This window comes from Cellvibrio sp. KY-GH-1 (genome assembly GCF_008806975.1).
Lineage (GTDB): Bacteria > Pseudomonadota > Gammaproteobacteria > Pseudomonadales > Cellvibrionaceae > Cellvibrio.
Window position 1 is genome coordinate 2,906,758 of sequence record NZ_CP031728.1, and the last position, 25,570, is coordinate 2,932,327.

The window sequence follows — 25,570 nt, forward strand, 5'->3', positions numbered from 1 at the left end:
ATGAAGAAAACTATCTATTTACCAAAGAATGAATGGGAATTATCTTTAAAAAATTGGATCATCACAGATTGCGCAATCGTGGAAAAAGACACAATTGCCTTTTCGATACGCGAAAATATTCCAAGCGGGAAAATTGAAAAATTATGGGATAGCGAAATACCAACCAGATTGTTTACTATTTTTATGGATGATAACCCAGTAAAAAGTGGGCATAAAGGGTACGAAGGAATCCAATTCCCTCGTATTGGTGCCTGCAGAAAGCCAATAAAGCAACGATTGATTTCATCAAGAACTCGAACAGGCGCTATAGGTGCTATAGGTTCTGGATCAAAAGGACTAGAAGAAATAACCCCCATTGGGAATACAGATCCAAGCAAAGGCATAGTCACATTAAAACTAAAATGCATTGATGGCTGGGCCTATGCAGTCGGTATGTTCCGAAAAATCTACAAGCGAGTAGATGTTGGACACTGGGAAAAAGTGATGGACGGTTTCCCTCAACTATCACCCGAACAAATAGAAAAAGGGCGTTACGGCTTTAATGACCTCGACGGCCCTAACGAATCCAACATGTACGCCGTAGGTGGTCACGGCGATGTATGGCGCTACGACGGCACGCGCTGGCACCAATGCGACTTTCCCAGCAACGAACAACTCAACACCGTCACTGTTGCACCCACCGGCGAGGTTTATATTAGCGGCGAAGGCGGCAATTTATGGGTTGGCGAAAAAAACAGTTGGAAAAAAATCGCCAAAGGATTTTCCAGTGTTCTATTCAATGACAGCGTATGGTTCAACAATCAACTCTGGCTCTGCTCCGGCTATCAATTAAAAGTGTGGGACGGCAAGGAATTAAAAACCCCGCAACACAACGGCGAATTAATTACCTACAACGGCCACATGGATGCTTATGATGGATTATTAGTAGTCGCTAGCAATTACGAAGTACATGCGTTTGATGGTAACGAATGGCAATGTTTGGTTGCGCCCTATGAATAACCAAAAATAGGAATTCACCAAGGATGGAAAATCATCTTTTCGCGCATCACGCTCATCAAAAAAGAAGCCTAATACCCCACAAAAAGCAGGGCGACAGTGCCGATAATGTAGAGCCATCCAAACCCAGCAAAACCGATCGCAACAAAGGCGTAGATCGCGGTTGCTGCACAGGCCAACAAGGGCATCATTTAATTCCACAAGCCGCCATGAAAGGCGTGGATTGCCCCGGCTATAAAGACAGCGACGCACCGGTTGTTTGCGTCGAAGGCGGGCGTGGCAGTGGAGGCAGCCATGAGCGGATTCACAATAAGTTTGATAAAGCGTTAGATAAAAAGCTTAAAGACAACGCCATAGATTCAAACGGAAAAATGAGCATGACCGATGCAATTGATGCCGCTGCAGAATCACACACAGAAACCTTTCCGCTTTCTGGCTGTGGTAAAGATTGCATTAAGGCGCAGCTGGAAGATTACTACAAGGGACTTTGCCCTGATTCAAAGGTTAATGCTGTAGATCAACTTGGAAATACTGTTAGACGAGAAAATCGTCGCGAAAACTAATATAGGCTTAAATCTATGAACTCTAAAATATATCTACCTGAAAATGAGTGGGCCGAATCAGTGAAAGGATGGATTATTACAGACTGTGCCATTCTGGAAAAAGATAAAATCGCTTTTGTAGTTAGACAAGACATAGCTAATGGAGAAATCGAAAAACTTTGGGATAGCGAGATTCCGAGCCGATTACTTACTATTTTTATAGATGACAATCCAGTAAAAAGTGGTGATATAGAATATGGAGGAATGAGCTTTCCTCGCGCTGGGGTATCAAGAAAACCTATTGGCCAACGCCTGATGTCATCAAGATCGAGAACTGGAGCAATTGGCGCAATTGGCTCTGGCTCAAAAGGCTTCGAAGAAATAACCCCCATCGGTAAAACCGAACCCAGCAAGGGAATAGCCACACAAAAATTAAAATGCATTGACGGCTGGGCCTATGCTGTAGGCTCATTCCGCGACATTTACAAACGCGTTGAAATTGGCAAATGGGAACCGGTTATGAATGGTTTCCCTCAATTAACGTCAGAGCAAATACGCAATGGCTTTTTTGGCTTTGAAGACCTCGACGGTCCTAACGAATCCAACATGTACGCCGTAGGTGGTCACGGCGATGTATGGCGCTACGACGGCACGCGCTGGCACCAATGCGACTTCCCCAGCAACGAACAACTCAACACCGTTACTGTCGCGCCCACTGGCGAAGTTTACATTAGTGGTGAAGGCGGCAATTTATGGGTTGGCGAAAAAAATAGCTGGAAAAAAATCGCCAAAGGTTTTTCCAGTGTTCTATTCAATGACAGCGTATGGTTCAACAACCAACTCTGGCTCTGCTCCGGCTATCAATTAAAAGTGTGGGACGGCAAAGAATTAAAAACACCGCAACACAACGGCGAATTAATTACCTACAACGGCCACATGGATGCCTACGATGGATTGCTCGTAGTCGCCAGCAATTACGAAGTACATGCATTCGATGGTAATGAATGGCAGTGCTTGGTAGCGCCCTATGAATAGCCAAAAATAGGAATTCACCAAGGATGGAAAATCATCTTTTCGCGCATCACGCTCATCAAAAAAGAAGCCTTATCCCCCACAAAAAGCAGGGGGACAGTGCCGATAGTGTAGAGCCATCCAAACCCAGCAAAACCGATCGCAACAAAGGCGTAGATCGCGGTTGCTGCACAGGCCAACAAGGGCATCATTTAATTCCACAAGCCGCCATGAAAGGCGTGGATTGCCCCGGCTATAAAGACAGCGACGCACCGGTAGTATGTGTGGAAGGCGGGCGTGGCAGTGGAGGCAGCCATGAAAGGATTCACAATAAATTTGATAAAGCGTTAGATAAAAAGCTTAAAGACAACGCCATAGATTCAAACGGAAAAATGAGCATGACCGATGCAATTGATGCCGCTGCAGAATCACACACAGAAACCTTTCCACTTTCTGGATGCGGTAAAGATTGTATTAAGGCGCAGCTGGAAGATTATTACGGCCGTTTGTGCCCGAATGCAAAAGCAGATGCAGTGAATCAAAATGGAAAAACAATAACCGATGAAGAAGGCCAAGAAGATGGTATCTGACGCAAACATTAATCATAAAACTCTAATTTCGAAATTAGACTGGGAGAAGCGATTCAAAGGATGGATTATCAAAAACTGCGCAATTAGAACGAAGAGTCTTATAAGCTTTGTTCTACGAAAAGATCTTCCAGATTTTGAACTCAATAAGTTATTTGATGGCGAGGTTCCGACCCGCTGCACTTCATTTGACACGGAAAATAATCTATTAGGTAGCAGCGGATTTGATACAGGATTTTCGTTTCCCCAAGTAGGTATTTCTAGAAAACCAATAACTCAAACCTTAATGACTACACGTTGGCGTACTGGAGCAACCTGGGCTGTATCAGCAGAAAATAAGGGAATAGAAGAAATAACCCCCATCGGCAATACAGATCCAAGCAAAGGCATAGTCACATTAAAATTAAAATGCATTGATGGTTGGGCCTATGCTGTCGGTATGTTCCGAAAAATCTACAAGCGAGTAGATATTGGACACTGGGAAAAAGTGATGGACGGTTTCCCTCAACTATCACCCGAACAAATCGAAAAAGGGCGTTACGGCTTTAATGACCTCGACGGCCCTAACGAATCCAACATGTACGCCGTAGGTGGTCACGGCGATGTATGGCGCTACGACGGCACGCGCTGGCACCAATGCGACTTCCCCAGCAACGAACAACTTAATACAGTTACTGTCGCGCCCACTGGCGAAGTTTACATCAGTGGTGAAGGCGGCAATTTATGGGTTGGCGAAAAAAACAGTTGGAAAAAAATCGCCAAAGGATTTTCCAGTGTTCTATTCAATGACAGCGTATGGTTCAACAATCAACTCTGGCTCTGCTCCGGCTATCAATTAAAAGTGTGGGACGGCAAGGAGTTAAAAACCCCGCAACACAACGGCGAATTAATTACCTACAACGGCCACATGGATGCTTACGATGGATTGCTCGTAGTCGCCAGCAATTACGAAGTACATGCGTTTGATGGCAATGAATGGCAGTGTTTGGTTGCACCCTACTAATAAAGGACTGACGGTTTATTGCTATGGCTTTTTCAGAAATTAAAGAAATTATTAGACACCCCGTAAAATCAATTATCGAGCAACATGTAGAGGAAGCCGCCTTTTGCTGGCTGAGACGTGAAGACTCACTATGGCGACCGAATATTAATCTGAATCAATTTTATCGAATTGAGCAGCGGCTTGATGCTCACTTGGAAGGCCTACGCATTAACGCTGATTATGCATGGCCATACGCACTGAAACGAATGACGCAATGGAAAACTGCCGACGAAGTATTTGCAGCAAGCTATATCGCTATTCAAACGAGCAAAGAAGAGCAACTCGATGCGATTACAAAAATTGTTCAACTTAACAAAGACGCGCACAATGGGCTTTCTGCTGCATTGCACTGGACTCTATTGCTAGGCGACAAAGAAAAAGCTATTGCAGCTATTCAGTTCCTTTGGTCACAATCAGACCACATAAAAAGCGCCCTTATTCACACCGCATTAAAAATACCAGAAATAAATGCTGAGCGTTTGTTAACAACCGCCATTAACTCGCTAGACCTCTCACTTCGTATTAAGGCACTAGAAGCCATAGGGCTTTATCAACTGAGAGATTATCTTCCGGCACTTATAAACGGATTAAAGGATAATGAACCTTTGTGCCAACTGGCTGCTGGCGCATCGCTCGCTATTCTCGGCAACCCTGAGCACCAACAAGACACAATCAAGTTATTCCCGCTACTCGAAAGAAATGAGCGCCTTAAAAATCTGCTTATATGGTCTGCATCTAGCTCAGAACAAGACTTTGAAACCGGCCTATCTACTTTCAACACTCAATCGACTTTAAGTGACTATATTTGGGCAAACGCCTTTCGCGGCACCAAAAGCTCTATAACGCGACTTGCAATGTTGCTAGACCATGAAATTGCAGCACCACTTGCCGCCTACGCAATTCACCACATTACTGGCGTTGAGCTTGACTCCTTCGATGAACCCGAAGAAATACTATCTGACCCAGTGGAAGAATTAGAAAGAAACCATTCACCACACATTAAACAACTCATGCGAGAAATAGAGGGAATAAGCAGAGTTTCATCTACTGCAATGAAACAATGGCTGATTGATCAACACGAAAATTTTCCCACTGGAAAAAATCTTCTCAGCGGCACTGATACCAATGTGAACTTACCGCCGCTAAGCACATTTAACGCTATGCCGCAGCATTGGCATAGCGCGCTCCTTACAACGCTGAGGGACGAATCGCAGGAACTGGCCAACTTCCCCAAGCCATTTTTTATCGACTAATAAAGGAAATTTCTATGACTAACAGCAATTTGTTAGACGCCTGGGACGACTTTGCAAAAATAACATCGACCTTAAGCGATAGCAGTCAATCTATCGTTATCTGCCTCGGCGCATCCTGGTGCCACAAATGTGAGCCAGTAAAAAAAACCATATTTCAACTATCTGAAGTTACACCATCCAATACTCACTGGCTTTGGCTTGATCTGGAAGATCACTGCGAATTTTTAGGCACTTTTTTTCCTGAAACCATTCCTTTGGTTTGGGTTTATCAAGGCTCTCACTTAGTCCGACACGGCCAGCCAGAACTAACAGAAAAAATAGCCACCCCAAATTTTGTTGAATTTATTCAAAGCATTCCTATCGCACCGGACCAGCACGCCACACTGGATCTACGCCCGACACTTATTAAGACCAATTGTGCAGCCTAACACCCTAGTTGACTCAAACAGGTGGTCATGAAGAACGATAAAAAGGGCGGCAATTTTCGAAAGCAATGCCTAACACCGCCCTGCCGATCATGGACATTAAACAACTCCGTGTTACATTCCGATTGCGATGAGACCTAATCCATTTTCTATAGGTATTCCTCTCCAGGAAAAACTTGTCACCATCAACCAACATTGATTCGAATCTAAATAATTACCCTATACTCATCGTCTACCGGAAAAAACCAATCCCATCACGGAGCTGCCCATGATCCACCTTACTGAATTGAAAAGCCTGATGTTAGCGCAAGGCACGCATGCGGATCGCCACCCTCATTTGAGTGCGGCGAGTGGTTTGGTGCAAGTGGGGCAATGGTTGTATGTGGTGGCCGATGATGAACTGCATATCGGGCAGTTTTTGCGGGACGGGCATGCACATGGGCGGTTGCACCGCTGCTTTGAGGGGGAATTACCATTGGATGCGGAGGAACGCAAAGCCGAAAAACCTGATATTGAAGTGCTCACGCTGCTGCCGAACTTTTCTGCGCAAACAACGCTACTCGCGCTCGGTTCAGGTTCGAAGAAGAATCGTCACCGCAGTACGCTGATCACGCTGGATAGCCACGGCAATATTCACGGAAAACCACTGTTGCTTGAATTGGAGAAATTTTACGGGTTTCTCAAGGATGAAATCGGCAAGCTTAATATTGAAGGTGCCGCTGTTGTGGATGATTCAATGTACTTATTTCAGCGCGGGAATAAGAAGAATAAATTAAATGCAAGCATTCGTTTATCACTCGCGGATTTTTATAAAGTGCTGCGCGCGCCTGATAAAAAATTCGCACCCCACATTCACATCACACCTTATAACTTGGGTAATATTGCTGATGTACCGCTTTGCTTTACTGATGCCAGCGCGCTTGATAGCGGCGACATAGTATTTACAGCCAGTGCCGAAAACACCTCCGACTCCTATCTTGATGGGCAATGCATGGGGTCGGCGATCGGAGTTATTAATCGCACGGGGGATTTGGTGTTATTAGAACCGATTGATAAAACCGTAAAGCTGGAAGGTATTGAAGCGAATGCATCAGGCAATAGGGTCGATATTTTATTGGTAACCGATGCCGATGATGCAGCACGACCCGCGCAACTTTATTCAGCGAGCATGAAACGCCCGGGCTAACACCAGCCTCGGGCACTATTTTCACAACGCGCGAATTACGATTTGGTTAGCCCGCCACAACATTAACGCGTTACATTAATTTGTACCAAAGATTCGGCTCGACCAAACACCCAGCCCCGCCGCCACACTGCCGAAGTGATCGCCATCTACAATCGTAATATCCGCTCCCAACAACTCACGCACCAGCTGCCGAATTAATGGCGATTTGGCGCTGCCGCCGGTGATATACACTACGTCCGGCAAGCTACCCGCTTGTGTGGTTGCATCATTAATTAAATTGGCAATTTTTTGCAGCAGCAAATTGACGATATCAGCATAGGATTGAGCGTTTATGTCAGGCGCCAGGCCCTGTTCAATAAAATCCAAAGGAAAACGATGCATGGCCGCTGAAGACAAGGCAATTTTCCCCAGCTCCGCTTCACGTACTACGGCAAAATTATGTTTGTGGTCGCGCATGGCAACAAAACGTTTTAATAATTCTGGCTCGGTGGTTTCGCGCTGTAATTTTTCCAGCAGGAAACCGGTGTTAGCCTCATAAAAATCAGATTGTGCACCTATATCGTTAATCGCCATGGCATTCACAAACGGCATGAGCGGCATGGGCAGCCCGGTTTTTAACGGCGACAACATACCAAAAGAAGGCATGAGTGCTTTTTGCGCGAGCAAAATATCAAAATCATTCCCGCCAATGCGCTCACCAGTGTGGCCGAGAAAATCGCGTTCGCGCTGTAAATTGTTTCGGTGCGCTGGCCCCATCAATACCATCGAACAATCTGTAGTGCCACCACCGACGTCCACCACCAACACTTTTTTGTTTTCGTGCAGGCGCATTTCAAAATCAAACCCGGCGGCGAGTGGCTCAAATAGGAATTCAATATCGCGAAAGCCAATTCGCTGTGCTGCTGCCGATAAAATCGCTTGCGCTTGTCGATTGGATTCTTGCGCATTGATACCTTGGAAGTTGACCGGCCGACCAATCACTACCTGGGTAATGTCGCGCTGCAAGTAGATTTCCGCGCGTTGCTTTACATTGAGCATCATAGCCGCGACCAGATCCTCAAAAAAGCCAACCATCTGTGGGCGTAAGCCGCTCGCCCCCAAAAACGATTTGGGCGATTTAATAAAATACCCTTCTTCCGGTGCCGCCACATAATGGGCAATGGCTTCGGCACCATAAAATAATCCTTCACTTACTTGCGCTAAATCGTGTTCCAACTTTCCTGCGCGCGCTTGCGCCAAGGCGCCAGAGCGCGCCTGTGCATAAGCCTGTCTCTCACTCGCGCTTTGCAACTGCTGAGCAATCAACTCGGCAATAAAACCACGATCCAGCGCAAAAAGCGTGGAGGGAACAAAAGCGTCATCACCATACAACGGCACCAGTTTCGCAACGCCGTCATCCATAAATGACATAGCACAATTCGAGGTACCGTAATCAAAACCAACTTGCATAAATCCACTCAACTGCAAACACTCACTAATAAATTTTACTGCCACACGCAATTTTTACCGCGATTAATTGCTAATTATTATCCAGATAGCGACGCTGTAAATGCGCCTTGAAAAAACGTGCATTCAATGGCTCGCCCGTTGCTGCCGTGATTAACTCATCGGTGGACAACAAACTGCCTTTGCTCCAGATATTTTCCTGCAACCAATCAAATAAAGGTGCAAGGTCCCCCTGTGCGATTTTCTCCGGGAGTTGCGCAATACGACGGCTGGCTGCCGCAAATTCCTGCGCGGCGTACATTGCACCGAGTGTATAGGAAGGAAAATATCCAAAGGCGCCGCCGGGCCAGTGAATATCTTGCATGCAACCATCACGATAATTCCCCTCGGTAGACAAGCCAAGATAGGCTTGCATTTTTTCATTCCAGAGTGCGGGAATATCATCGACCTCAATATCACCTTCCACCAGGGCGCGCTCGATTTCATAGCGCAAAATAACGTGTGCCGGATAGGTCAACTCATCCGCATCTACACGAATATAACCGCGCTTCATGCGCGTATTAAATGCATAGAGGTTGTCATTACTAAAAGCAGCGTCTTGCTCACGCTGTAAACTCGTGCGCGCAAGCGGTGCGAGCAACTGTGTAAATTCTTTTGAGCGCGCCAATTGCATTTCAAAAAATAAACTTTGCGATTCATGCACGCCCATGGAGCGCGCCTCCCCCACCGGCAGGCCCGCCCAGGTTTTTGGCAGGTTTTGTTCATAGCGTGCATGGCCAGTTTCATGGATTACGCCGAGCAGCGCTTTCATAAAATCGCTTTCGTCGTAGCGCGTGGTAATGCGCACATCACTCGGCACACCACCGCAAAAGGGATGCGTGCTGACATCCAAACGGCCGTGGGTAAAATCAAACCCGAGCAATTTCATTGCCGCCAGGCCCAACTCTTTTTGTCGCTCGATCGCAAACGGCCCTTGCGGAACTATCACTTTTTTCTGCTGCTGGATTTCATCAGCACGCTGAATAAATTCAGGCAACCAGGCTTTTACATCCGCAAATAATACATCCAGCTTGGCGCTGGTCATGCCCGGTTCATAGAGCTCCAACATAGCGTCATAGGGGCGCAAACCAGAGTCGACGGCACGAATACGCGCTTCCTCGCGCACCAAATCAACTACTTTTGCAAGATTGGGTTTAAATGCATCCCAGTCGTTATTTTTCCGCTGCTCGCGCCACGCGTGCTCACACGTGGAATTGGCGAGCGATTGCGCCTGCACCAGATCTTCCGGTAATTGTGTTGCCTGTTTCCAACGGCGCTTTATCGCGGCGAGACTCGCCTGCTCCGCCGCCGATAATGTTTCTTGTTCTGCGGCATCAATCCATTGCCCCAAATGCGCAGCGGTTGTTTGCTGGTGCACCAACACCGACAGCTCCGCCATAGCTTCACTGCGTGCATCATTGCCGCCGTCGGGCATCATCGCCGCTTGATCCCAGGAACAAATCGCTTCCAGATGCTGCAAGTGCGATATTTTTAAAAAGTGATGTTGCAGTTGTTGGTATGACATGGCTCATCCTCCTGGCCGTGACCGATGGCGGCAGCATATAAATCCCGGCACGCGCGAGCAATAATTAGCTGCGCAAAAAAGTCTAAAAATGCAGATATTTGCCAATTGCTGGAATGTTGATCAATCACTACACTCTGTCACCAAAATTCTAATTCGGAATTAAACCCGCTGTACCCATCCACCACCAGGGCAAACCCAGTTAGTTATTTAGCAAGCCACTTACAAAGGAAGTTATCTATGGATCATATCTACCCTGCAAACCCGGTTAACGTACCCGCAGACCTTACCAAACCCAGCGCATCCCATAAGCGCCAGGCAACCCTGGCGGCATTGGGGTTGCTGGCTTTCATCCTGTTTTACCTGGCAATCACCAGTTGGTTTGCCTGGTCCGCTTACCATTTAGCGGCAACCCAATTGGCTGCGCCAAAGTCCAATCTCTTTATCTGGCTACTTGCTGCCAGCTCCGGCTTTTTAGCCGTGTTTATGATTAAAGCACTACTGTTCGTGAAGAAAGGCAGCATTGAACAGGAGTACGAAGTTACCGCGGCCAGCGAACCGCAATTGATTGCGTTTTTAAACCGCCTGGCCGACGAAACCGGAGCACCAAGACCACACAGGGTATTTTTATCACCGCGCGTAAATGCCTGCGTGTTTTACGATTTATCGCTACTGAATTTTATTTTTCCTTCCAAAAAGAATTTGGAAATTGGTTTACCGCTGATTAATGTGCTTACCATCAGCGAGCTAAAGGCCGTGCTTGCACATGAGTTTGGCCATTTTGCGCAACGCTCAATGGCATTGGGAAATTGGGTTTATGTAGCCCAGCAGATTGCCGCACACATTATCGCGCGACGCGACGCGCTGGATAAATTTTTGCGCTTTCTTTCCAATGTGGATGTTCGTATTGCCTGGATCGGCTGGGCATTGCGTTTAATTGTGTGGTCACTGCGCGCCACCATGGAAACCTTTTTTAATATGGTGCTATTGGCCCAGCGCGCACTTTCACGCGAAATGGAATTTCAAGCCGACCTGGTCGCCGTATCCGTGACCGGTAGCGATGCATTAATCCATGCATTGCATAAGCTCCAGGCGGCGGATGAGGCCTGGGACAATGCCCAAAGCTTTTTGAACGATCAGGTGAATCAAGGTATTGCCAACAAAGATGTGTTTGTTATACAGACTCGGATTATGCAACACACAGCCAAAATCCTGAATGATCCGAGCTATGGCAAAGTCCGCGATATTCCCAGCGAGCAGCCGGAAAAGCATCGTGTTTTTACCGCTGATATTGCCCAACCACCGCGCATGTGGGCAACGCATCCGTACAATCACGAGCGCGAGCAAAACGCGAAAAAAACCTATGTTGCCGGCGTATTGGACAATCGCAGCAGCTGGATTATTTTCGATAACGCTGCCGCCCTTAAAGAAACCTTTACGCAAAAACTGCTTGAGCGCTTTCAACTGGAATTCAAACCCGATGCAGAAATTTTTGCAGAATTGGATAAGCGTTACACCCGCGAATATTTAAATGGACGCTACCGCGGCGCCTATCTCGGCCGCTCGATTGTTCGCTCATCGCAAAAACACCATGAATTGTACGAAATTAAAATTAGCTCCGTTCAAAACAGCTTACGCGAACTTTATCCCCAAGCATTAGTTGCCAAGCTGGATAATTTGCGGGTATTGGAAAAAGAGCGCAACTTGCTAATTGCGTTACGCGATGGAATTTATACCCCACCGGATGGCGTCATTCGTTTCCGCAGCAAGGAAGTGAAGAAGCGTGAATTGCCCGCATTGATTGAATCCTTGACCGACGAATGCTCCGCGGCACACCAGGAAGTACTCAAGCACGATATGGAGTGTCGCACGGCGCATTTGTTGGCGGCCCGCACATTGGGTAAAGGCTGGGATAAATATTTAAATGGCCTGCTGGCGCTACTGCATTACGCCGATCACCAACACGCCAACATTATTGATAGCCGCGCATTAATGAATAACACCTATGCCGTTATCACCGCTGACCGTAATGTTAGCAAGCGCGAACTGGATCGTTTGATCAATGCAGGGCAAGAAGTATTTACCGCATTACACGCGGTTTACAACGGTGCTCACCAGGTGAATTTGCCACCCTATATACTGGAGAAATTAGCCATCGCCAATTGGCATGAAACACTCGGCGAATTTACGTTTGTACCTCCAACGCGCGAGAACATAAGTAGTTGGCTCAACGCGGTCGATAGCTGGATTAATTCTTCGCTAGGTTGGCTTGGAGCCTTACGCCAAATCACGCTCGAACACTTGCTGCAAACAGAAACTCGCGTGGCAGTTTGGATTAACAAGGGTGATGCGTCTGAAGAGGCTCCTGTAGCAGCAACGATTCCGAGCGAATATCCGACACTAACACCCGGCGAAGAACGGGAATTGCAAAAGCGCCTCGGCCTTTGGGATAGGTTCCAAACGGCAGATGGCATTGCGGCCGGCGCACTACGTCTGATCATTGCGGCCGCTATTATCGGCGGCGCATTATTTATGACCATCGCACCGGAAACGGGGTATTTTTTTAAATAGTTCCCGCCGGTAGAGAGCCGGCGATTGCCGGCTTTAACTCATCACGACAAGAATCTGCACCTTCGTTGTCGATGCCAGCGATTATTCCCGCTTTAGAAATAATTAATTGCCGATCCTGAGGCTTCTTGAGCATGATCATTACGGGCAGACTGGCTTCATCCTACTCAGAACTGACACTCAGCTTGGTGAAGAGGTTAACCATATCGAACCCATCGCCGGCAGTATCCTTGTCCAAAAAAGCGATTCAGAAGCCCGAATTCTCGGTTACTTGAGCGGTAGAAATATTTTTGGGGCAAATTACTGCCTCTAAACAAAATAGCAATTTTATTGAAGGAGATACCGGCGATGATCACGCTCTACGAATTTGGTTTATCGGGCAATTGCCACAAAGTTCGTTTACTGCTGTCACTGTTAGGCTTGCACTATGAAAGCAAGTTACTAAACGGGGCCGCCGGCGAACACAAAAGCGAAGAATTTTTAACGCTAAACCCTTTTGGGCAGACTCCGGTATTGGTGGATGGCGACACTGTAGTGCGCGATAGCCAAGCGATTTTGGTTTACCTCGCGCGCACCTATGGTGCTGACGAATGGTTTCCACACGAACCCGCGCGCATGGCAGAAGTGGTGAGTTGGCTGGCAGTTGCCGCCAATGAAATTGCTCGTGGCCCCAATGCGTTGCGCTTGCACCACAAGTTTGGTCGCGCGATTAATCTGGAAGAAGCTACCAAAATTACCACTCAGGTTTTATCGGTATTGAATTTGCATCTTCAAACTCGCCCCTGGCTCGCGAATAACACGCTGACCATTGCCGATATAGCGCTCTACCCTTACATCGCGCTGGTAAATGAAGGCCATTTTTCCCTTGAGCCTTATTTGTACGTGCAAAATTGGATGGGCCGAATTGAACATTTAACCGGTTATATCACCATGCCGGGCATACAACGCATTGCGGATTAATTAGGGTTATTTTCCTTTTCATTTTTCATTTAGCGGATTTAATTTATGACTGAAGCTCGCCCGCCCCTGCCACCGTTTACCCGTGAAACGGCCACCCAAAAAGTTCGCGCCGCGGAAGATGGCTGGAACAATCGCGACCCACACAAAGTATCACTCGCCTATACCGCCGATAGCCAATGGCGTAACCGCAGCGAGTTTCCCCAGGGGCGCGCACAAATTGTGGAATTTTTAACGCGCAAATGGGCCAGGGAAAAAGAGTACCGCCTGATTAAAGAGCTGTGGGCATTTGAAGGCAATCGCATTGCTGTACGTTTTGCCTACGAATGGCACGACGAAGACGGCCAATGGTTTCGCTCCTACGGCAATGAGAACTGGGAATTCGATGAAAATGGTTTAATGCAAAAGCGCTACGCGAGCATCAATGATTTAGCGATTGATGCGAGTGAACGCAAGTTTTTTTGGGCCCAGGGCCGTCGCCCGGATGATCATCCAAGCCTGAGTGATTTAGGGCTTTAACATTGACTTAGTTAGAAAACTAAATTTCGCACACAAAAAATGCCGCGGTTGCGGCATTTTTATTATGTGGTCATTGAGTTAATGAATTATTTAACTACTGAACCAAATACATCGAAATAGGTTGGGAAAGTTTTTGCGGTGCATTTTGGATCGTTGATACGCACAGGTACTCCACCAAAAGTGGCCAGCGAGAAACACATGGCCATGCGGTGATCGTCGTAGGTATCAATCGCCGCATTGGCTATTAATTCTTTCACTGGCGTTACGCGCAACCAATCTTCACCCTCTTCCACAATCGCACCCAACTTGCGCAGCTCGGTTGCCATTGCAGCAATGCGATCAGTTTCCTTCACACGCCAGCTGGCGATATTGGTCAAACGCGAGGGGCCATCGCAGAAGAGCGCAACCACCGCGAGCGTCATGGCGGCATCGGGGATGTGGTTAAAATCGCGATCAAAGGCTTTCAGCGGCAAGGAAGGCGCAGAGGCCTCAATCCAGTTTTCGCCCTTGGTAATAGTCACACCTATGTCAGCCAACGCATCGGCAAAGGCCACATCGCCCTGAATACTATTGGCACCCACGCCCTGCACGCGCAGCGGGCCACCGCCCAGTGCACCGGCCGCGAGAAAATAGGACGCAGAGGACGCATCGCCCTCAACAAACAAACGGCCCGGGCTGTTGTAGCCAGTTGCCGCTGGCACAGTGAAACGCTCCCAGCCATCGCGCACTACATTCACACCGAACTGCGCCATTAACTTGAGGGTAATTTCGATATAAGGCTTGGAGATCAGCTCGCTCACCAACTCGATTTGCGTCTCTTTGCCGGTCATCGGCAGCGCCATCAGCAGCGCCGTCAGGAACTGACTGGACACATCGCCGCGAATCTTGATAGTGCCTTTAGCAGCGATTTGCGCCGGCTTGATCAGCAGCGGCGGAAAGCCTTCCTGCCCAAGGTAGGTAATGTCCGCGCCGATTTGACGCAGCGCATCCACCAGGTCGCCAATCGGCCGCTCATGCATACGCGCTACGCCGTGCAACTTGTAAGTACCGCCACTCAGTGCCAGCGCCGCCGTTAAGGGGCGAAACGCCGTGCCGGCATTGCCCAGAAACAGGTCCGCTTCTTTGTTCGGAAAGCTGCCGCCAGTGCCCTGCACCCGGTAATCATTTTCACCAATCCTGGTCAGACCAACGCCCAGCGCCGTCAGCGCCTCCAGCATGCGGTCGGTATCATCCGACTTGAGTAGATCGCGAATCTCGGTCTCACCCTGGGCCAAAGCCGCCAGCAGCAGAGTACGGTTGGAGATACTTTTGGAACCGGGCAAATGCACACTGCCCTGGGCACGGGTAACGGGAGCGAGATCGAGAAATTCCATCGTGAGCCTGTTTATCGAGAGGTTTATAACGAAATCAGGGCCATCCACACCGGCCCGAAAAAGAAAGTGCGCATCATACCCGCATCAGCCCGGGCTCGCACCCCTAAACCATTGCAAACCTTCAATTTTGGGGTTGACAGCAAGCCCCGCTATCGCCAAAATGCGCGCCTCTCAATTATGGCTAGATAGCTCAGCCGGTTAGAGCACAGCACTCATAATGCTGGGGTCGGCGGTTCAAGTCCGCCTCTAGCTACCATACATTAGAGAACCTGCCCCGCTACCGTTGTGGGGTGGGTTTTTCAAGTCATGCAAGCCAGTCATGCACCTCTATCAGGTACAGATCTGCCTCTGTACAGCGGAAAATAGCGTTTCGCCGTGCGGAAAAACGCGAAGAACCCTTCTATGATTGCCGCCAAAATTCTAAAAGTCAAACATAACTTTTAGAAAAGGGCTCACGCATTTTGTTCATCAAAGATTCCATACGCGCACTACTCGTTTCGGTGTAGCTCCGGGTTGTCTGGATACTCGTATGACCTAGTAACGCTTGCACCGCAAATATATCCGGTGAATCTATTCCTGGTGGATTGCACAATTCTGTCGCCAAAGTATGGCGAAAACGGTGTGCACCAATCGGAAGATCGAGCTTTTTTCCAAGGCGTTTAAAAAAACCAGTTATCGCCCCCCCTTTCATACCACCTCCACGAATAACTTTGTAACGAGGATAAAAGCGGCCGGCCGAAAAAAGGAAATCATCATCTTTAAGTTTGCGCCCCAGGGCAGCTTCAGATCTCAAAATCAAATCATGGAGCCTGGCAGATACATTCTCGTGCATAGGTATAACCCAGCTTCGGTGCGTCTTCGAACCCTCGTAACTAAGCGAAATCAATGAGTTCTCAAAATCAATATCTTTCAGCTTCAGCGTGACTAGCTGACGCCTTCGCATTCCCGAATAGTACAGGGTGTAAATCACAGCCAACCAAAACCAATGCGGGCGGTATTCATGCGGTTTCTGGACAATTTGCAAACAGGCCCTATCAATTAACTCCAGCTCCATTACTTTTCGTGGTGCCACTCCAACAGGCGCCAAACGGATGGACTTAAATAAATTTTGATCGATATATCCTTGAGATTTGGCATAGTCCATGATCAGTCTCATGTACCGTATATAGCCGTTGTAAGTAACAGGTTTAGCAACTTCAAGTGTAGATTTTTTGAAGCGAGTGATACTGGCTAAACTCACATCACTCAAATACACCGCCCCGCTTCGCTCACAAAATACCTTCACTTTGTCCTGAATTGTTCTGTGAGTGTGATCATTAAAAATATTGATCTCCGCAAATTCATTTGCAACTTCTAAAATTTTCCTCATCATGAAGATCTCCATGCTTCTACAGCCCTTATGAGAAAACCTCATAACCGTGGCTAGATTTACGGCGGCGAAATATACTCAGAAATATAAATTTGATAATTTCAACGCCAAAATTATGTGACTAATTTCTCATATCATTTGAGCATATGTTTTTAAGCGTCAACCATTTTTCACCTCCCTGCCCAGCTCTTTTTTTACGTATTTGTTGGGTTTCGGTACCGGGTAGTCATTCTCATAGATGACGTTGTAGGGCAGTAACCAACCATTTATTTTGGTGGCTCTATTCGTTGAACTAACCCAGTACGGGTGAATATTTACATCACCATTGCGAATGTGTTTGCGCAGATTCCCAAATCGCTTTGACAGATTCTTGTGTTTGTCTTCGGGTAGATTATGCAGACGTAGAAATGTCTTAAAGATTGCCGGGGCCAGTAAAAAAACACCCTCTTCCACCACATGCACTTCTGCAGCGTTGTTATTGATCAGAATGGTTTTTTCCAATAAACCGCGTTGCAGCCAGGCTAAAAACTTCTGTGCAGTATCCGGTGCTTCAAAATCCAGATTCCGAACCAATCCTACATTCTCAGCCACTGCACCAGTTTCCGGTGTGTTTGAAGTTGCAGTGTCAGTGGTGTCTTTCACAGCCTCTGGCGATGCCTCTGCAGACTCCAGAGTTTCCTCAATAGTGTCGAATATGAGTGGGCGCAGTTTCTAATGCGATCTCGCTGGCCGCGATCGCGGCCATGATTTCAGCATCCGATGGCAAATCATCGGTATTCGCGTCAGTGTCGGCTGTGTCGGCGGCAGTTTCGTATTTTTGGTTCCCCGCCTTATCACGGCGCACACCAAAAGCGGTAGTTGAGAACCACTAAGCCAGTTAGCTTGATAGGTCGTTAGGTCACATTTTTTATTATTGAGCTCAAGATAGAGCTAGAGCTGAATAATAGACGTCACCGCTGCATAGATGCCGAGTAGCACAGGAAAGATAAAATCAATAATGGCCCGCAAAAATAGATTAGAACGAATTCGTCGTACGTGTTTCTCTAGCCAGTCTCGATTCAAGATTGATTGCTCTAATTTCTGTTCGGCTAGGCGAAGTTTTTGAAATTCTGCAACATCGACATTTAGCTCCGGTTCGCCCCACGCCTTGTTCATATTTGCCTGAATGGCGCTTGCCGATTCACCGGGACTTGGCATTTGAGCAGGCAGCGGAAGGAACTTTTCCTCAAGATCCTTCAATAGAAGATTTGACGCCTCCGTTGTAAGCGAATACTGAATCCAGTCTGTGTGAATGCGAACAACGTACGAAAAGAGCAAGTAGATGATTAGACAGGCGAAAACTTCAGGCAGTCCGTTACCACTGAAGCCAAGTGTTACGTTATATGGTCCTTTGATATCATCAGCCTTTATAGCAAGCTGACCATTGATTATGAGTGCGGTAGCGACTGATACTAACAGAAGATTGCGTTGCGTTGCCTTCGTCTCCTGGGTCAGGAAATCGATACTGATAGATGACAGTATTTTCTGATACCGCCCCGCGAAATGGGCCAGTCGACTCAATGGCGTTTCTATATCAGTGAATTCAGAGAAAGGGGCTTCGGACGAGCTCATGGGAATTCCTTTTAATTCGCGTAAATTTTTAAGAGACTCACTGTACAACAGCGAGCTCTATTTGAAATAACTCACAGTCTTCAATCTATACTCAATGGAGTGTAATCCCATTTTCCAATTACTCCGGTATTACCAGCGATTTGCCCATGGAGGAATGTAGCCCTTTCGGACCCATCTTGCTCCGAAGCCAAGAACGCACAGTGCTTCGATCGCTGCCCCTTCTACAAAATAGAAAAACGGGGATACCGCAGAAAAAAGGAAGCCACATAGGAAATTAAGTGCGAGAGCAGATACTATGCACAATATTGCTTCTGAAAAAGGCACTCTTGGAGCGGTGAACTTTATACCCACTGTAACTACTGCACCCCAAATGTATGGCAGATATTTGTATACTTCTATTCCTGTCGAAAATGACTGGTAAGCTACCAACGCAGCTGAAAGACCTATAGCTCCTGCTGTTAGTTGAATTACTTTTGGATTAAAAGGGATTTGATCCATTTTCAATTCCTTCACTTCGAGAGTCTGAGAATGAGCCGGTTTCTCATTTGTTTTTTCAACCGATTTATGAGATATGACAAACTTATCGAAAAAAATCTATCATGCCCCCTCTGTTTTGCAAGTCCCTCCATAAATGCAATCTGATCCCCTCCGCGAATATCGGACACCTTAGAAACTGAGTAAACTTACTCCAGAGGTGATCCATGAGCAAGAAACCAACCCCAAAAGAGAATAAGAAGTATACAGCCGAGTTCAAAAGTGAGGCCATTAAACTGGCCGAACGATTGAGCGTAGCGGAAGCCGCCGAAAAACTGGGCATATATGCCAGTCAAATTTACAGTTGGCGTAGCGCACTCAACAATAGCCGTACTGATGTTGAAAGAGAATCGCTCCTCGCCGCTGAAAATGCACGCCTCAAGCGTCAGCTCGCCGAGCAAGCAGAGGAGCTTGAAATCCTAAAAAAGGCGGCTACCTACTTCGCGAAGCATCAAAAATAAAACGCTACGAATTTATGCTGACAAATAGCGCGCTATATTCAATCGCGATGATGGCGCGCGTTCTGTTGGTTTCGCGAAGTGGGTATTACAGCTGGCTTGATAATCGTGAAATGGTTAGTTGGCGCATGCAGCAAAGAGAAGCGATTGATGCGTTGGTAAAGGCAGCATTTGAGGCTGGAAAAGGCCGGTATGGCGCGGATCGGATTTTTTATGATTTGGCGGAGCAAGATAATCCGCTCGACATAAAAACCATTCGGAAAAGCCTGAAACGGCAGGGGTTAATTGCAAAAGCGGCCAAGCTGTTCAAGGTGACTACGGACAGCAATCATACACTACCTGTTGCGCCCAACCTGTTGGCTAGAGATTTTTCTGCGCAACAACCTAATGAAAAATGGGTGACCGATATTACTTATATTCAAACTACAGAAGGTTGGTTGTATCTGGCCGTGATGATTGATTTATATTCTCGAAAAGTTGTTGGTTGGTCGATGAGCAAACATATTGATGCGCAATTGGTTTGTGATTCATTGATGATGGCGTTGTGGCGACGAAAATTCCCAAAAAGCGTTATTGTTCACAGTGACCGTGGCAGCCAATATGTATCGCATGCGTTTAGGGATTTACTGGAAAAATATTCGCTAATACAGAGTATGAGTCGCAAGGGTGATTGCTGGGACAATGCGTGTGCGGAAAGCTTCTTTCATTCACTTAAGGTTGAGCTGGTTCACGGCGAGCCATTGCTAGATGGAAAGCACACGCGCGAGTCTATTTTTGAATATATCGAAGTGGATTACAATCGCTACCGCCGTCACAGCGCTATTGGCTTTGTTAGCCCCGAGCGCTTTGAGGCAAAAAATGTATGTTAGTTAACTGTCCGAAGTTGGCGGTAGGGATCAACCGAACATTCTGTACCACTATGGTTGCTATAAACGACACCTGTATTAGCTAGATAATTAGCGATATCGATAATCTGATCGAATTTCTGTGGGTGTCGCATGACAATAATTAGTGATACTACAGTAAGGGGTTTATCGAAAAATTAAAATTTCGTGACAATAATTAATGATACTGAATGTACTTTGTCAAATACGCCAACACGAGCGAAGCTTCCGGATTTATTTCAGCTCACAAATTTTCGCGCGACTAGTTTAAACCTAGCTATGCATCTATAACCAAAACTCCCATTTAAGTTAGCATCCTGTGTTGTCTGTTTAAAATACTAGACTAAACAACAATCGACAAAAGTTGAAAATGTAGATTCTACGATCAATAGAAGGGTAATGTTATTTCCTCATACGTGATAAAAGGTGCGCAAGAAAAGAAACGTATTTTCGCAGAAATTTTGTGTTTATGTACGGTCATAGCCATACAATGCATGTTATTAATGTTTACCAACCAATTCGCCCAACTCTGAAAGCAATATTGCTACCCTTTTGAGTTGTCTGTATATTGCGGTTAATCCTATTATCGTAACTTGAAACTCCAATGGAGAAATTAAATAGATTTAATGGAATATATAAACCAGCACCGTTGGCCTTACTGAAAGATTCCTTAAGTGTCCAATACTCAAAAAAGCGTACAATTTGAGATTGGCCGTGGGCACATATATCCGCATACTCAGAAGGTGAAAAATACCTAAATGCCAAATCCAACAGCATTTTATCATCCACTATTTTCTCAACATCAATTCCAATTTCATGATTGCGGCAAATAGCAATTGCAACCCCCCCCCACTGTGGCTAATATTAAACTGTATCCGTAATTGTTCGGTAGATGCTCTTGGTTTACCATTCCTGCCAAAATCAAATTGCCATTGTTCTGGCGGCACATCTTCATAAAGTGAAAGTGCATATCTGAGCATAACCCTAGCTAAAATCATTTCGTTTTTATTATTTAAGCATTCGCATTTATCTATTCTTTGCCTTTCATTACACGGCAAAAACTTCAGATCTTCTACTAATAGCGAGGGAGAAAATTGATCAGTTTTGACTAACCAACAATGAATTTCATTTTCGTTTAAATCAATATCTGATTCCAAAGATTTTCCAAAAAATTAATTTATTTTTATTTTTATTTTTATTTTTATTTTTATTTTAAAAGAGCTTTATTGTAGAATCCCGTTATCATCTACATTACAACTGCTTTCAGCTTAGTTATTTTTAATCTTATATATTACCTTTCGATAAGGTCAACGGATACTTGAAGATTACTGATGCATTAAAATTAGACAATGGTTTTAAAATCTGTTCTCAGGCGCATGACTTTGAAATTGCGTTAACACGTATATTAGGCAGAATGCCTTTCTAAAGTCACTCGAGATAGCGCTTTTACAGTAAGGTAAGAAAACAATATAATCCTAAATTTAGTGAGCCCTTTGACAGTAACATAATTGCCGAGTACACATGCACTACAAATAAATGGAATCTCGACATTTTCAGTCATTAGTCAATTTTAGCACACTCTAATAAAATGGCTTTTTAAAAACAAAAGTATCCAAGCACACCAACATACGTAAAATTTCATAAAAACCGTGGAGATTTAATTAGTAATGATTACAAAAGAGTTTGCAGAAAAATTTGCCAGAGCGTGGATTGACTCTTGGAATTCACATAGTTTAGAAGACGTACTTTCTCATTATCATGATGATTTTAGAATGTCATCACCGAAAATCATTAAAATTATGAACTTGGACAACGGCCTTCTAGATGGTAAATCAAAAATAAGGGAGTATTGGTCTAAGGCATTAAATCTATTTCCGAATCTAAAATTCGAGTTGATTGACTATTTTGTTGGCGTTGATAGTGTCGCAATCCTTTATAAGAGTGTTAGCGGACCTGCATTAGAAGTATTTTTCTTTGATTCAAGCGGCTTAGTTATCAGGGCTGCAGCAAATTACAAATAATTGAAAAAGGCCGGCTTTTTTTCACGCCTATAAATTAGGCTTCCATAAATGCTGCAGTTCAAGGACGGGAGAATCCCGGTTGTTCAAGTTGTCGCACAAGAGAATAAAAAATAGGTGTAAAAAACAAACTAAATACGGTTACACCGACCATACCATAGAAAACGGTGGCTCCCATAACGTTGCGCATTTCAGATCCTGCTCCCGATGAAAAAACCATTGGTAACACTCCTGCAATAAATGCAACAGAAGTCATGAGCACAGGGCGTAAGCGAAGCTGACAGGATATCAACGCTGCCTGGTAATGGGACTTGCCTTGTTTTTCGAGCGTGCGAGCAAAGTCAACAATCAAAATGACATTTTTACAGGACAAGCCTGCCAATACGAACAAGCTTATCTGGGTAAAAACATTATTATCACTGTCACACATAATGACACCGACCATGGCGGATAACACAGACAAGGGGACAAGTAGAATGACAACAGAGGGCAGCGACCAGCTCTCGTAGTAAGCCGCTAGTAATAAAAAGACAAACAATATGCTGATGAGCAAGACATACACAAGAGAATTGGAAGAAGTTCTATCCTGGTAACTTAAATCTGTCCATTCATACGTTAAACCATCAGGTAATATTTGCTCCAATAACGAAACCATTTTCTCTTCCGCCTGGCCCAATGTATAACCCATACCTGCAAAGCCATTAATATCTGCAGATAAATAAGTGTTGTAACGGGTAGAACTCTCAGGGCCAAAAGTGTCGTTGATTTGCAATACTGCGGATAGTGGAACCATTTCCCCATCCTGGTTTGGTATTTTAATATTTAACAGATCGGGCGGACTGCTTCGAAATGTCGGGTCGGCCTGGAGGATAACCTGATACACATGTCCAAACTGACGAAAATCGTTTACGTATAAAGAGCCAAAATAAATTTGTATAGCATCTATCACATTTTTATAGGTCAACCCCAGTTTTTTTAATTTCTTGCGATCAATATCGACGCTCAATTGTGGGTAATTAATATTAAAATTGGAATAAACCCCAAACAATTCTTCATAGCTCATAGATGAGCGCTGAATAGCTTTTACTGTGTTGCGCAAAGTTTCATTACCCACTCCACCGCGGTCTTCCAACTGTAATTTGAAGCCCCCGGTATTGCCTAAACCCAAGATGACAGGTGGAGGAAATATTGCAACAAACGCTTCCTCCACATTCATGAATTTCTTTTGCAATTTACGCGCGATTGTCTCAGCAGAAAGCAGTTGAGATCGACGTTGGGAAAACGAATCCAGCACAAAGAAAACAACTCCCTGGCTGGAACTATTGGTGAATCCATTAATGCTTAGCCCTGGAAACTGAACCGCATCAACCACGCCAGGTTCTTTCAATCCAATAGCTGCCATCTCCTTCACCACTTCGGTTGTTTGTGCAAGCGTGGCACCTTCATTAAGCTGAACAACTGAAATCAAGTATTGCTTATCCTGGCTTGGAAGATATCCTTTGGGTACGAGATAGACGAGCCCCAACATCACACCGACCAAAACCAGGTAGATAGCAATAAATTTTCCTCGTTTCTCCATAATAGTTTGCACGTGTCGTCCATACTGCGATGAATATGAATTGGATAGCCTGTTAAACCCGTCAAAAAAGCGGCCCAAAAAACGATGCAAAGCCCTATCAACTCGATCAATACCTTGAGACTGGGGGCGTAACAATATTGCAGCCAGAGTTGGAGTCAGGGTTAGCGCGCAAAATGCAGAGATCGTTGCCGCAATTGCGATTGTCAATGCAAACTGGCTATAAAACTTTCCTGCAAGCCCATCAACAAATGATACAGGAACAAAAATAATCGCCAGGGTTGCAGAAATAGCGAAAATAGCACCTCCTACTTCACTCATGGATTTGTCAACGGCTTGCGCGGGTGGTAACCCCCGATCAAGGTGTCGCGCCACGTTTTCCACTACGACAATCGCATCATCAACCACGATTCCGATAGCCAAAATAAGGCCAAAAAGAGTAAGGGTGTTGATGGAAAAACCGCACCAGTAGATGAAAAAAAATGTACCGACAACAGAGACAGGAATTGTCAACAAAACGATGAGCGATGAACGCCATTGCTGCAAAAATAAAATCACAACGATAAAAACAAGCAATAGCGCCTCTATGAGGGTAAAGAAAACAGAGCGCATTGAGCTCTTAACAAAAACGGTAGGATCATAAACAACACGAAACTCAATGTCCTCGGGAAATGTTTTAGACAACTCCTGCATAGTTGCACGAGCAGCATCTGAAATATCAATTGCATTGGACTGTGGCGCCTGAAAGATGAACATGGCCACTGCCAGTTGATTATTTAACAGCGCCTTCAATCCATAATTATTGGCACCCAGTTCGATCCGGGCTATGTCCTTTAAGAAAATGGATTGGCCATCCCTATCTGTGCGAATAACAACTTCACCAAATGCCTCAGGCGTTGATAACTGCCCTCGAATGTCAAATGGTTTCTGTAAAACAGAATAATCATTATCTGGTGCTTCACCAATCAGCCCACTGGAAACCTGGACATTTTGTTCTTGCAGGGCTGTTACAACATCATTGGGGGATAAGTTTCTCTGGGCTAACCGCTCCGGGTTAAGCCAAATTCGCATCGCATATTCGCCCGAGCCGAAAAGTGCAACAGAATCTACGCCCTTGATTTTGGCCAGTTCCTTTTTAACATGCATCATCGCGAAGTTTCGAAGATATAATTCGTCATAGGTCTTATTTGGCGAGATTAAGTGAACTGCCATGGTTAACTCTTGGGTATTCTTTAAAACCTTTACACCAAGCTTCTGTGTAATTTCAGGCAAGCGAGATAAAGCACTGGAAACGCGATTTTGAACCAGCTGTAACGCGACATTCAAATCAGTATCGTAGGAAAAAGTCAGTGTTGTAGTGAGACGGCCATCTGCTGTTGCTTGTGAAGACATGTAAGACAATTTTTCCAAACCAACTAACTGCTCTTCCAACGGGGCAGCAACAACTTCAGACAACGTTGAAGGATTGGCTCCTGGAAATTGGGCGGTGACTATAATGGTCGGAGGCGTGAGATTGGGATATTCGGAGATTGGCAGTTCAAAAAATGATATCAAGCCCAGAATAAATATAGCTAAAGATAACACTATCGATAACACCGGCCTACCGATCAAAAATCGCAAAATAGTCATAGCGTATGTAAATTCTATTTATTAA

Annotated in this window: 25 protein-coding genes and 1 tRNA gene; 14 read left to right on the forward strand and 12 right to left on the reverse strand. The window is 45.6% G+C overall.

Going from position 1 to position 25,570, the window contains the following annotated elements:
* From D0C16_RS12500 to D0C16_RS12535, 8 genes are all read left to right on the forward strand, one after another.
* Nucleotides 1–999 (forward strand): hypothetical protein, encoded by a 999-nt coding sequence (locus tag D0C16_RS12500; RefSeq protein WP_151032686.1) that lies wholly within the window; start codon nt 1–3, stop codon nt 997–999.
* 23 nt (nt 1,000–1,022) lie between these two features.
* On the forward strand, nt 1,023–1,559 hold the full coding sequence (locus D0C16_RS12505) for an HNH/endonuclease VII fold toxin-2 domain-containing protein (protein WP_151032687.1): 537 nt from the start codon (nt 1,023–1,025) through the stop codon (nt 1,557–1,559).
* 15 nt (nt 1,560–1,574) lie between these two features.
* Nucleotides 1,575–2,573 carry a hypothetical protein gene (locus D0C16_RS12510; RefSeq protein WP_151032688.1) on the forward strand — a complete coding sequence of 333 codons (999 nt, stop codon included), beginning with the start codon at nt 1,575–1,577 and terminating at the stop codon, nt 2,571–2,573.
* 23 nt (nt 2,574–2,596) lie between these two features.
* Nucleotides 2,597–3,139 carry an HNH/endonuclease VII fold toxin-2 domain-containing protein gene (locus tag D0C16_RS12515; protein WP_151032689.1) on the forward strand — a complete coding sequence of 181 codons (543 nt, stop codon included), beginning with the start codon at nt 2,597–2,599 and terminating at the stop codon, nt 3,137–3,139.
* Between the two features lie 283 nt (nt 3,140–3,422).
* Nucleotides 3,423–4,139, forward strand: a complete 717-nt coding sequence (locus D0C16_RS12520) for a hypothetical protein (RefSeq protein ID WP_151032690.1) — start codon at nt 3,423–3,425, stop codon at nt 4,137–4,139.
* A 23-nt stretch (nt 4,140–4,162) separates the two neighbouring features.
* Nucleotides 4,163–5,431, forward strand: a complete 1,269-nt coding sequence (locus D0C16_RS12525) for a HEAT repeat domain-containing protein (protein ID WP_151032691.1) — start codon at nt 4,163–4,165, stop codon at nt 5,429–5,431.
* A 14-nt stretch (nt 5,432–5,445) separates the two neighbouring features.
* Entirely contained in the window at nt 5,446–5,859 is a 414-nt protein-coding gene (locus D0C16_RS12530; RefSeq protein ID WP_151032692.1) for a hypothetical protein, read from the forward strand.
* Nucleotides 5,860–6,124: 265 nt separating this feature from the next.
* A complete protein-coding gene (locus D0C16_RS12535; RefSeq protein ID WP_151032693.1) occupies nt 6,125–7,042 on the forward strand; it encodes a hypothetical protein in 918 nt (305 codons plus the stop codon).
* Between the two features lie 75 nt (nt 7,043–7,117).
* On the opposite strand, the gene yegD is transcribed toward D0C16_RS12535, so the two are convergent.
* Together yegD and D0C16_RS12545 are read right to left on the reverse strand one after the other, a co-directional pair.
* Nucleotides 7,118–8,536 carry a molecular chaperone gene (gene yegD, locus D0C16_RS12540; RefSeq protein WP_225318660.1) on the reverse strand — a complete coding sequence of 473 codons (1,419 nt, stop codon included), beginning with the start codon at nt 8,534–8,536 and terminating at the stop codon, nt 7,118–7,120.
* Nucleotides 8,537–8,561: 25 nt separating this feature from the next.
* A complete protein-coding gene (locus D0C16_RS12545) occupies nt 8,562–10,052 on the reverse strand; it encodes a carboxypeptidase M32 (protein ID WP_151032694.1) in 1,491 nt (496 codons plus the stop codon).
* 237 nt (nt 10,053–10,289) lie between these two features.
* On the opposite strand from D0C16_RS12545, the gene D0C16_RS12550 reads away from it, so the two are divergent.
* The gene (locus D0C16_RS12550) at nt 10,290–12,620 is read left to right on the forward strand and encodes a M48 family metallopeptidase (RefSeq protein ID WP_151032695.1); all 2,331 of its coding nucleotides are present in this window, start codon (nt 10,290–10,292) and stop codon (nt 12,618–12,620) included.
* On the opposite strand, the gene D0C16_RS24020 is transcribed toward D0C16_RS12550, so the two are convergent.
* Entirely contained in the window at nt 12,613–12,753 is a 141-nt protein-coding gene (locus tag D0C16_RS24020) for a hypothetical protein (protein WP_191968470.1), read from the reverse strand. The two genes, D0C16_RS12550 and D0C16_RS24020, sit on opposite strands and share 8 nt — an antisense overlap.
* Nucleotides 12,754–12,965: 212 nt before the next feature.
* Between D0C16_RS24020 and D0C16_RS12555 the strand changes: the two genes are divergently transcribed.
* Complete coding sequence (locus tag D0C16_RS12555; RefSeq protein ID WP_151032696.1) at nt 12,966–13,577, forward strand: glutathione S-transferase family protein; 612 nt, start codon at nt 12,966–12,968, stop codon at nt 13,575–13,577.
* Nucleotides 13,578–13,622: 45 nt separating this feature from the next.
* Nucleotides 13,623–14,093, forward strand: a complete 471-nt coding sequence (locus D0C16_RS12560; RefSeq protein WP_151032697.1) for a nuclear transport factor 2 family protein — start codon at nt 13,623–13,625, stop codon at nt 14,091–14,093.
* A gap of 86 nt (nt 14,094–14,179) precedes the next feature.
* On the opposite strand, the gene aroA is transcribed toward D0C16_RS12560, so the two are convergent.
* A complete protein-coding gene (gene aroA / locus D0C16_RS12565) occupies nt 14,180–15,466 on the reverse strand; it encodes a 3-phosphoshikimate 1-carboxyvinyltransferase (protein WP_151032698.1) in 1,287 nt (428 codons plus the stop codon).
* Between the two features lie 179 nt (nt 15,467–15,645).
* Between aroA and D0C16_RS12570 the strand changes: the two genes are divergently transcribed.
* Nucleotides 15,646–15,722 (forward strand) — tRNA-Met (locus D0C16_RS12570).
* Between the two features lie 171 nt (nt 15,723–15,893).
* Here D0C16_RS12570 and D0C16_RS12575 read toward each other — a convergent pair.
* The 5 genes from D0C16_RS12575 to D0C16_RS12590 form a co-directional block, all read right to left on the reverse strand.
* The gene (locus D0C16_RS12575; protein WP_191968471.1) at nt 15,894–16,838 is read right to left on the reverse strand and encodes a site-specific integrase; all 945 of its coding nucleotides are present in this window, start codon (nt 16,836–16,838) and stop codon (nt 15,894–15,896) included.
* A 156-nt stretch (nt 16,839–16,994) separates the two neighbouring features.
* Nucleotides 16,995–17,477, reverse strand: a complete 483-nt coding sequence (locus D0C16_RS12580; protein WP_191968472.1) for a conjugal transfer nickase/helicase domain-containing protein — start codon at nt 17,475–17,477, stop codon at nt 16,995–16,997.
* Nucleotides 17,478–17,514: 37 nt separating this feature from the next.
* Nucleotides 17,515–17,679 carry a hypothetical protein gene (locus tag D0C16_RS24025; RefSeq protein ID WP_191968473.1) on the reverse strand — a complete coding sequence of 55 codons (165 nt, stop codon included), beginning with the start codon at nt 17,677–17,679 and terminating at the stop codon, nt 17,515–17,517.
* Nucleotides 17,680–17,765: 86 nt separating this feature from the next.
* Nucleotides 17,766–18,446 (reverse strand): hypothetical protein, encoded by a 681-nt coding sequence (locus D0C16_RS12585; RefSeq protein ID WP_151032701.1) that lies wholly within the window; start codon nt 18,444–18,446, stop codon nt 17,766–17,768.
* Nucleotides 18,447–18,575: 129 nt separating this feature from the next.
* Nucleotides 18,576–18,944: a hypothetical protein gene (locus tag D0C16_RS12590; RefSeq protein ID WP_151032702.1), complete on the reverse strand. Its 369-nt coding sequence runs from the start codon at nt 18,942–18,944 to the stop codon at nt 18,576–18,578.
* Nucleotides 18,945–19,147: 203 nt separating this feature from the next.
* Here D0C16_RS12590 and D0C16_RS12595 point away from each other — a divergent pair.
* A protein-coding gene (locus D0C16_RS12595; protein ID WP_225318661.1) for an IS3 family transposase occupies nt 19,148–20,307 on the forward strand; the annotation gives its coding sequence in 2 pieces (ribosomal slippage) (nt 19,148–19,403 and nt 19,403–20,307; 1,161 coding nt in all).
* A gap of 522 nt (nt 20,308–20,829) precedes the next feature.
* Here D0C16_RS12595 and D0C16_RS24780 read toward each other — a convergent pair.
* Nucleotides 20,830–21,099, reverse strand: a complete 270-nt coding sequence (locus tag D0C16_RS24780) for a 4'-phosphopantetheinyl transferase superfamily protein (RefSeq protein WP_370458221.1) — start codon at nt 21,097–21,099, stop codon at nt 20,830–20,832.
* An 11-nt stretch (nt 21,100–21,110) separates the two neighbouring features.
* Nucleotides 21,111–21,479: a 4'-phosphopantetheinyl transferase superfamily protein gene (locus D0C16_RS12605; RefSeq protein ID WP_151032704.1), complete on the reverse strand. Its 369-nt coding sequence runs from the start codon at nt 21,477–21,479 to the stop codon at nt 21,111–21,113.
* A 510-nt stretch (nt 21,480–21,989) separates the two neighbouring features.
* Here D0C16_RS12605 and D0C16_RS12610 point away from each other — a divergent pair.
* Nucleotides 21,990–22,343 (forward strand): nuclear transport factor 2 family protein, encoded by a 354-nt coding sequence (locus tag D0C16_RS12610; protein ID WP_151032705.1) that lies wholly within the window; start codon nt 21,990–21,992, stop codon nt 22,341–22,343.
* Between the two features lie 58 nt (nt 22,344–22,401).
* Here the strand turns inward: D0C16_RS12610 and D0C16_RS12615 are convergent, their stop codons facing one another.
* Complete coding sequence (locus tag D0C16_RS12615; protein ID WP_255481914.1) at nt 22,402–25,500, reverse strand: efflux RND transporter permease subunit; 3,099 nt, start codon at nt 25,498–25,500, stop codon at nt 22,402–22,404.
* Between the last annotated feature and the right edge of the window lie 70 nt (nt 25,501–25,570).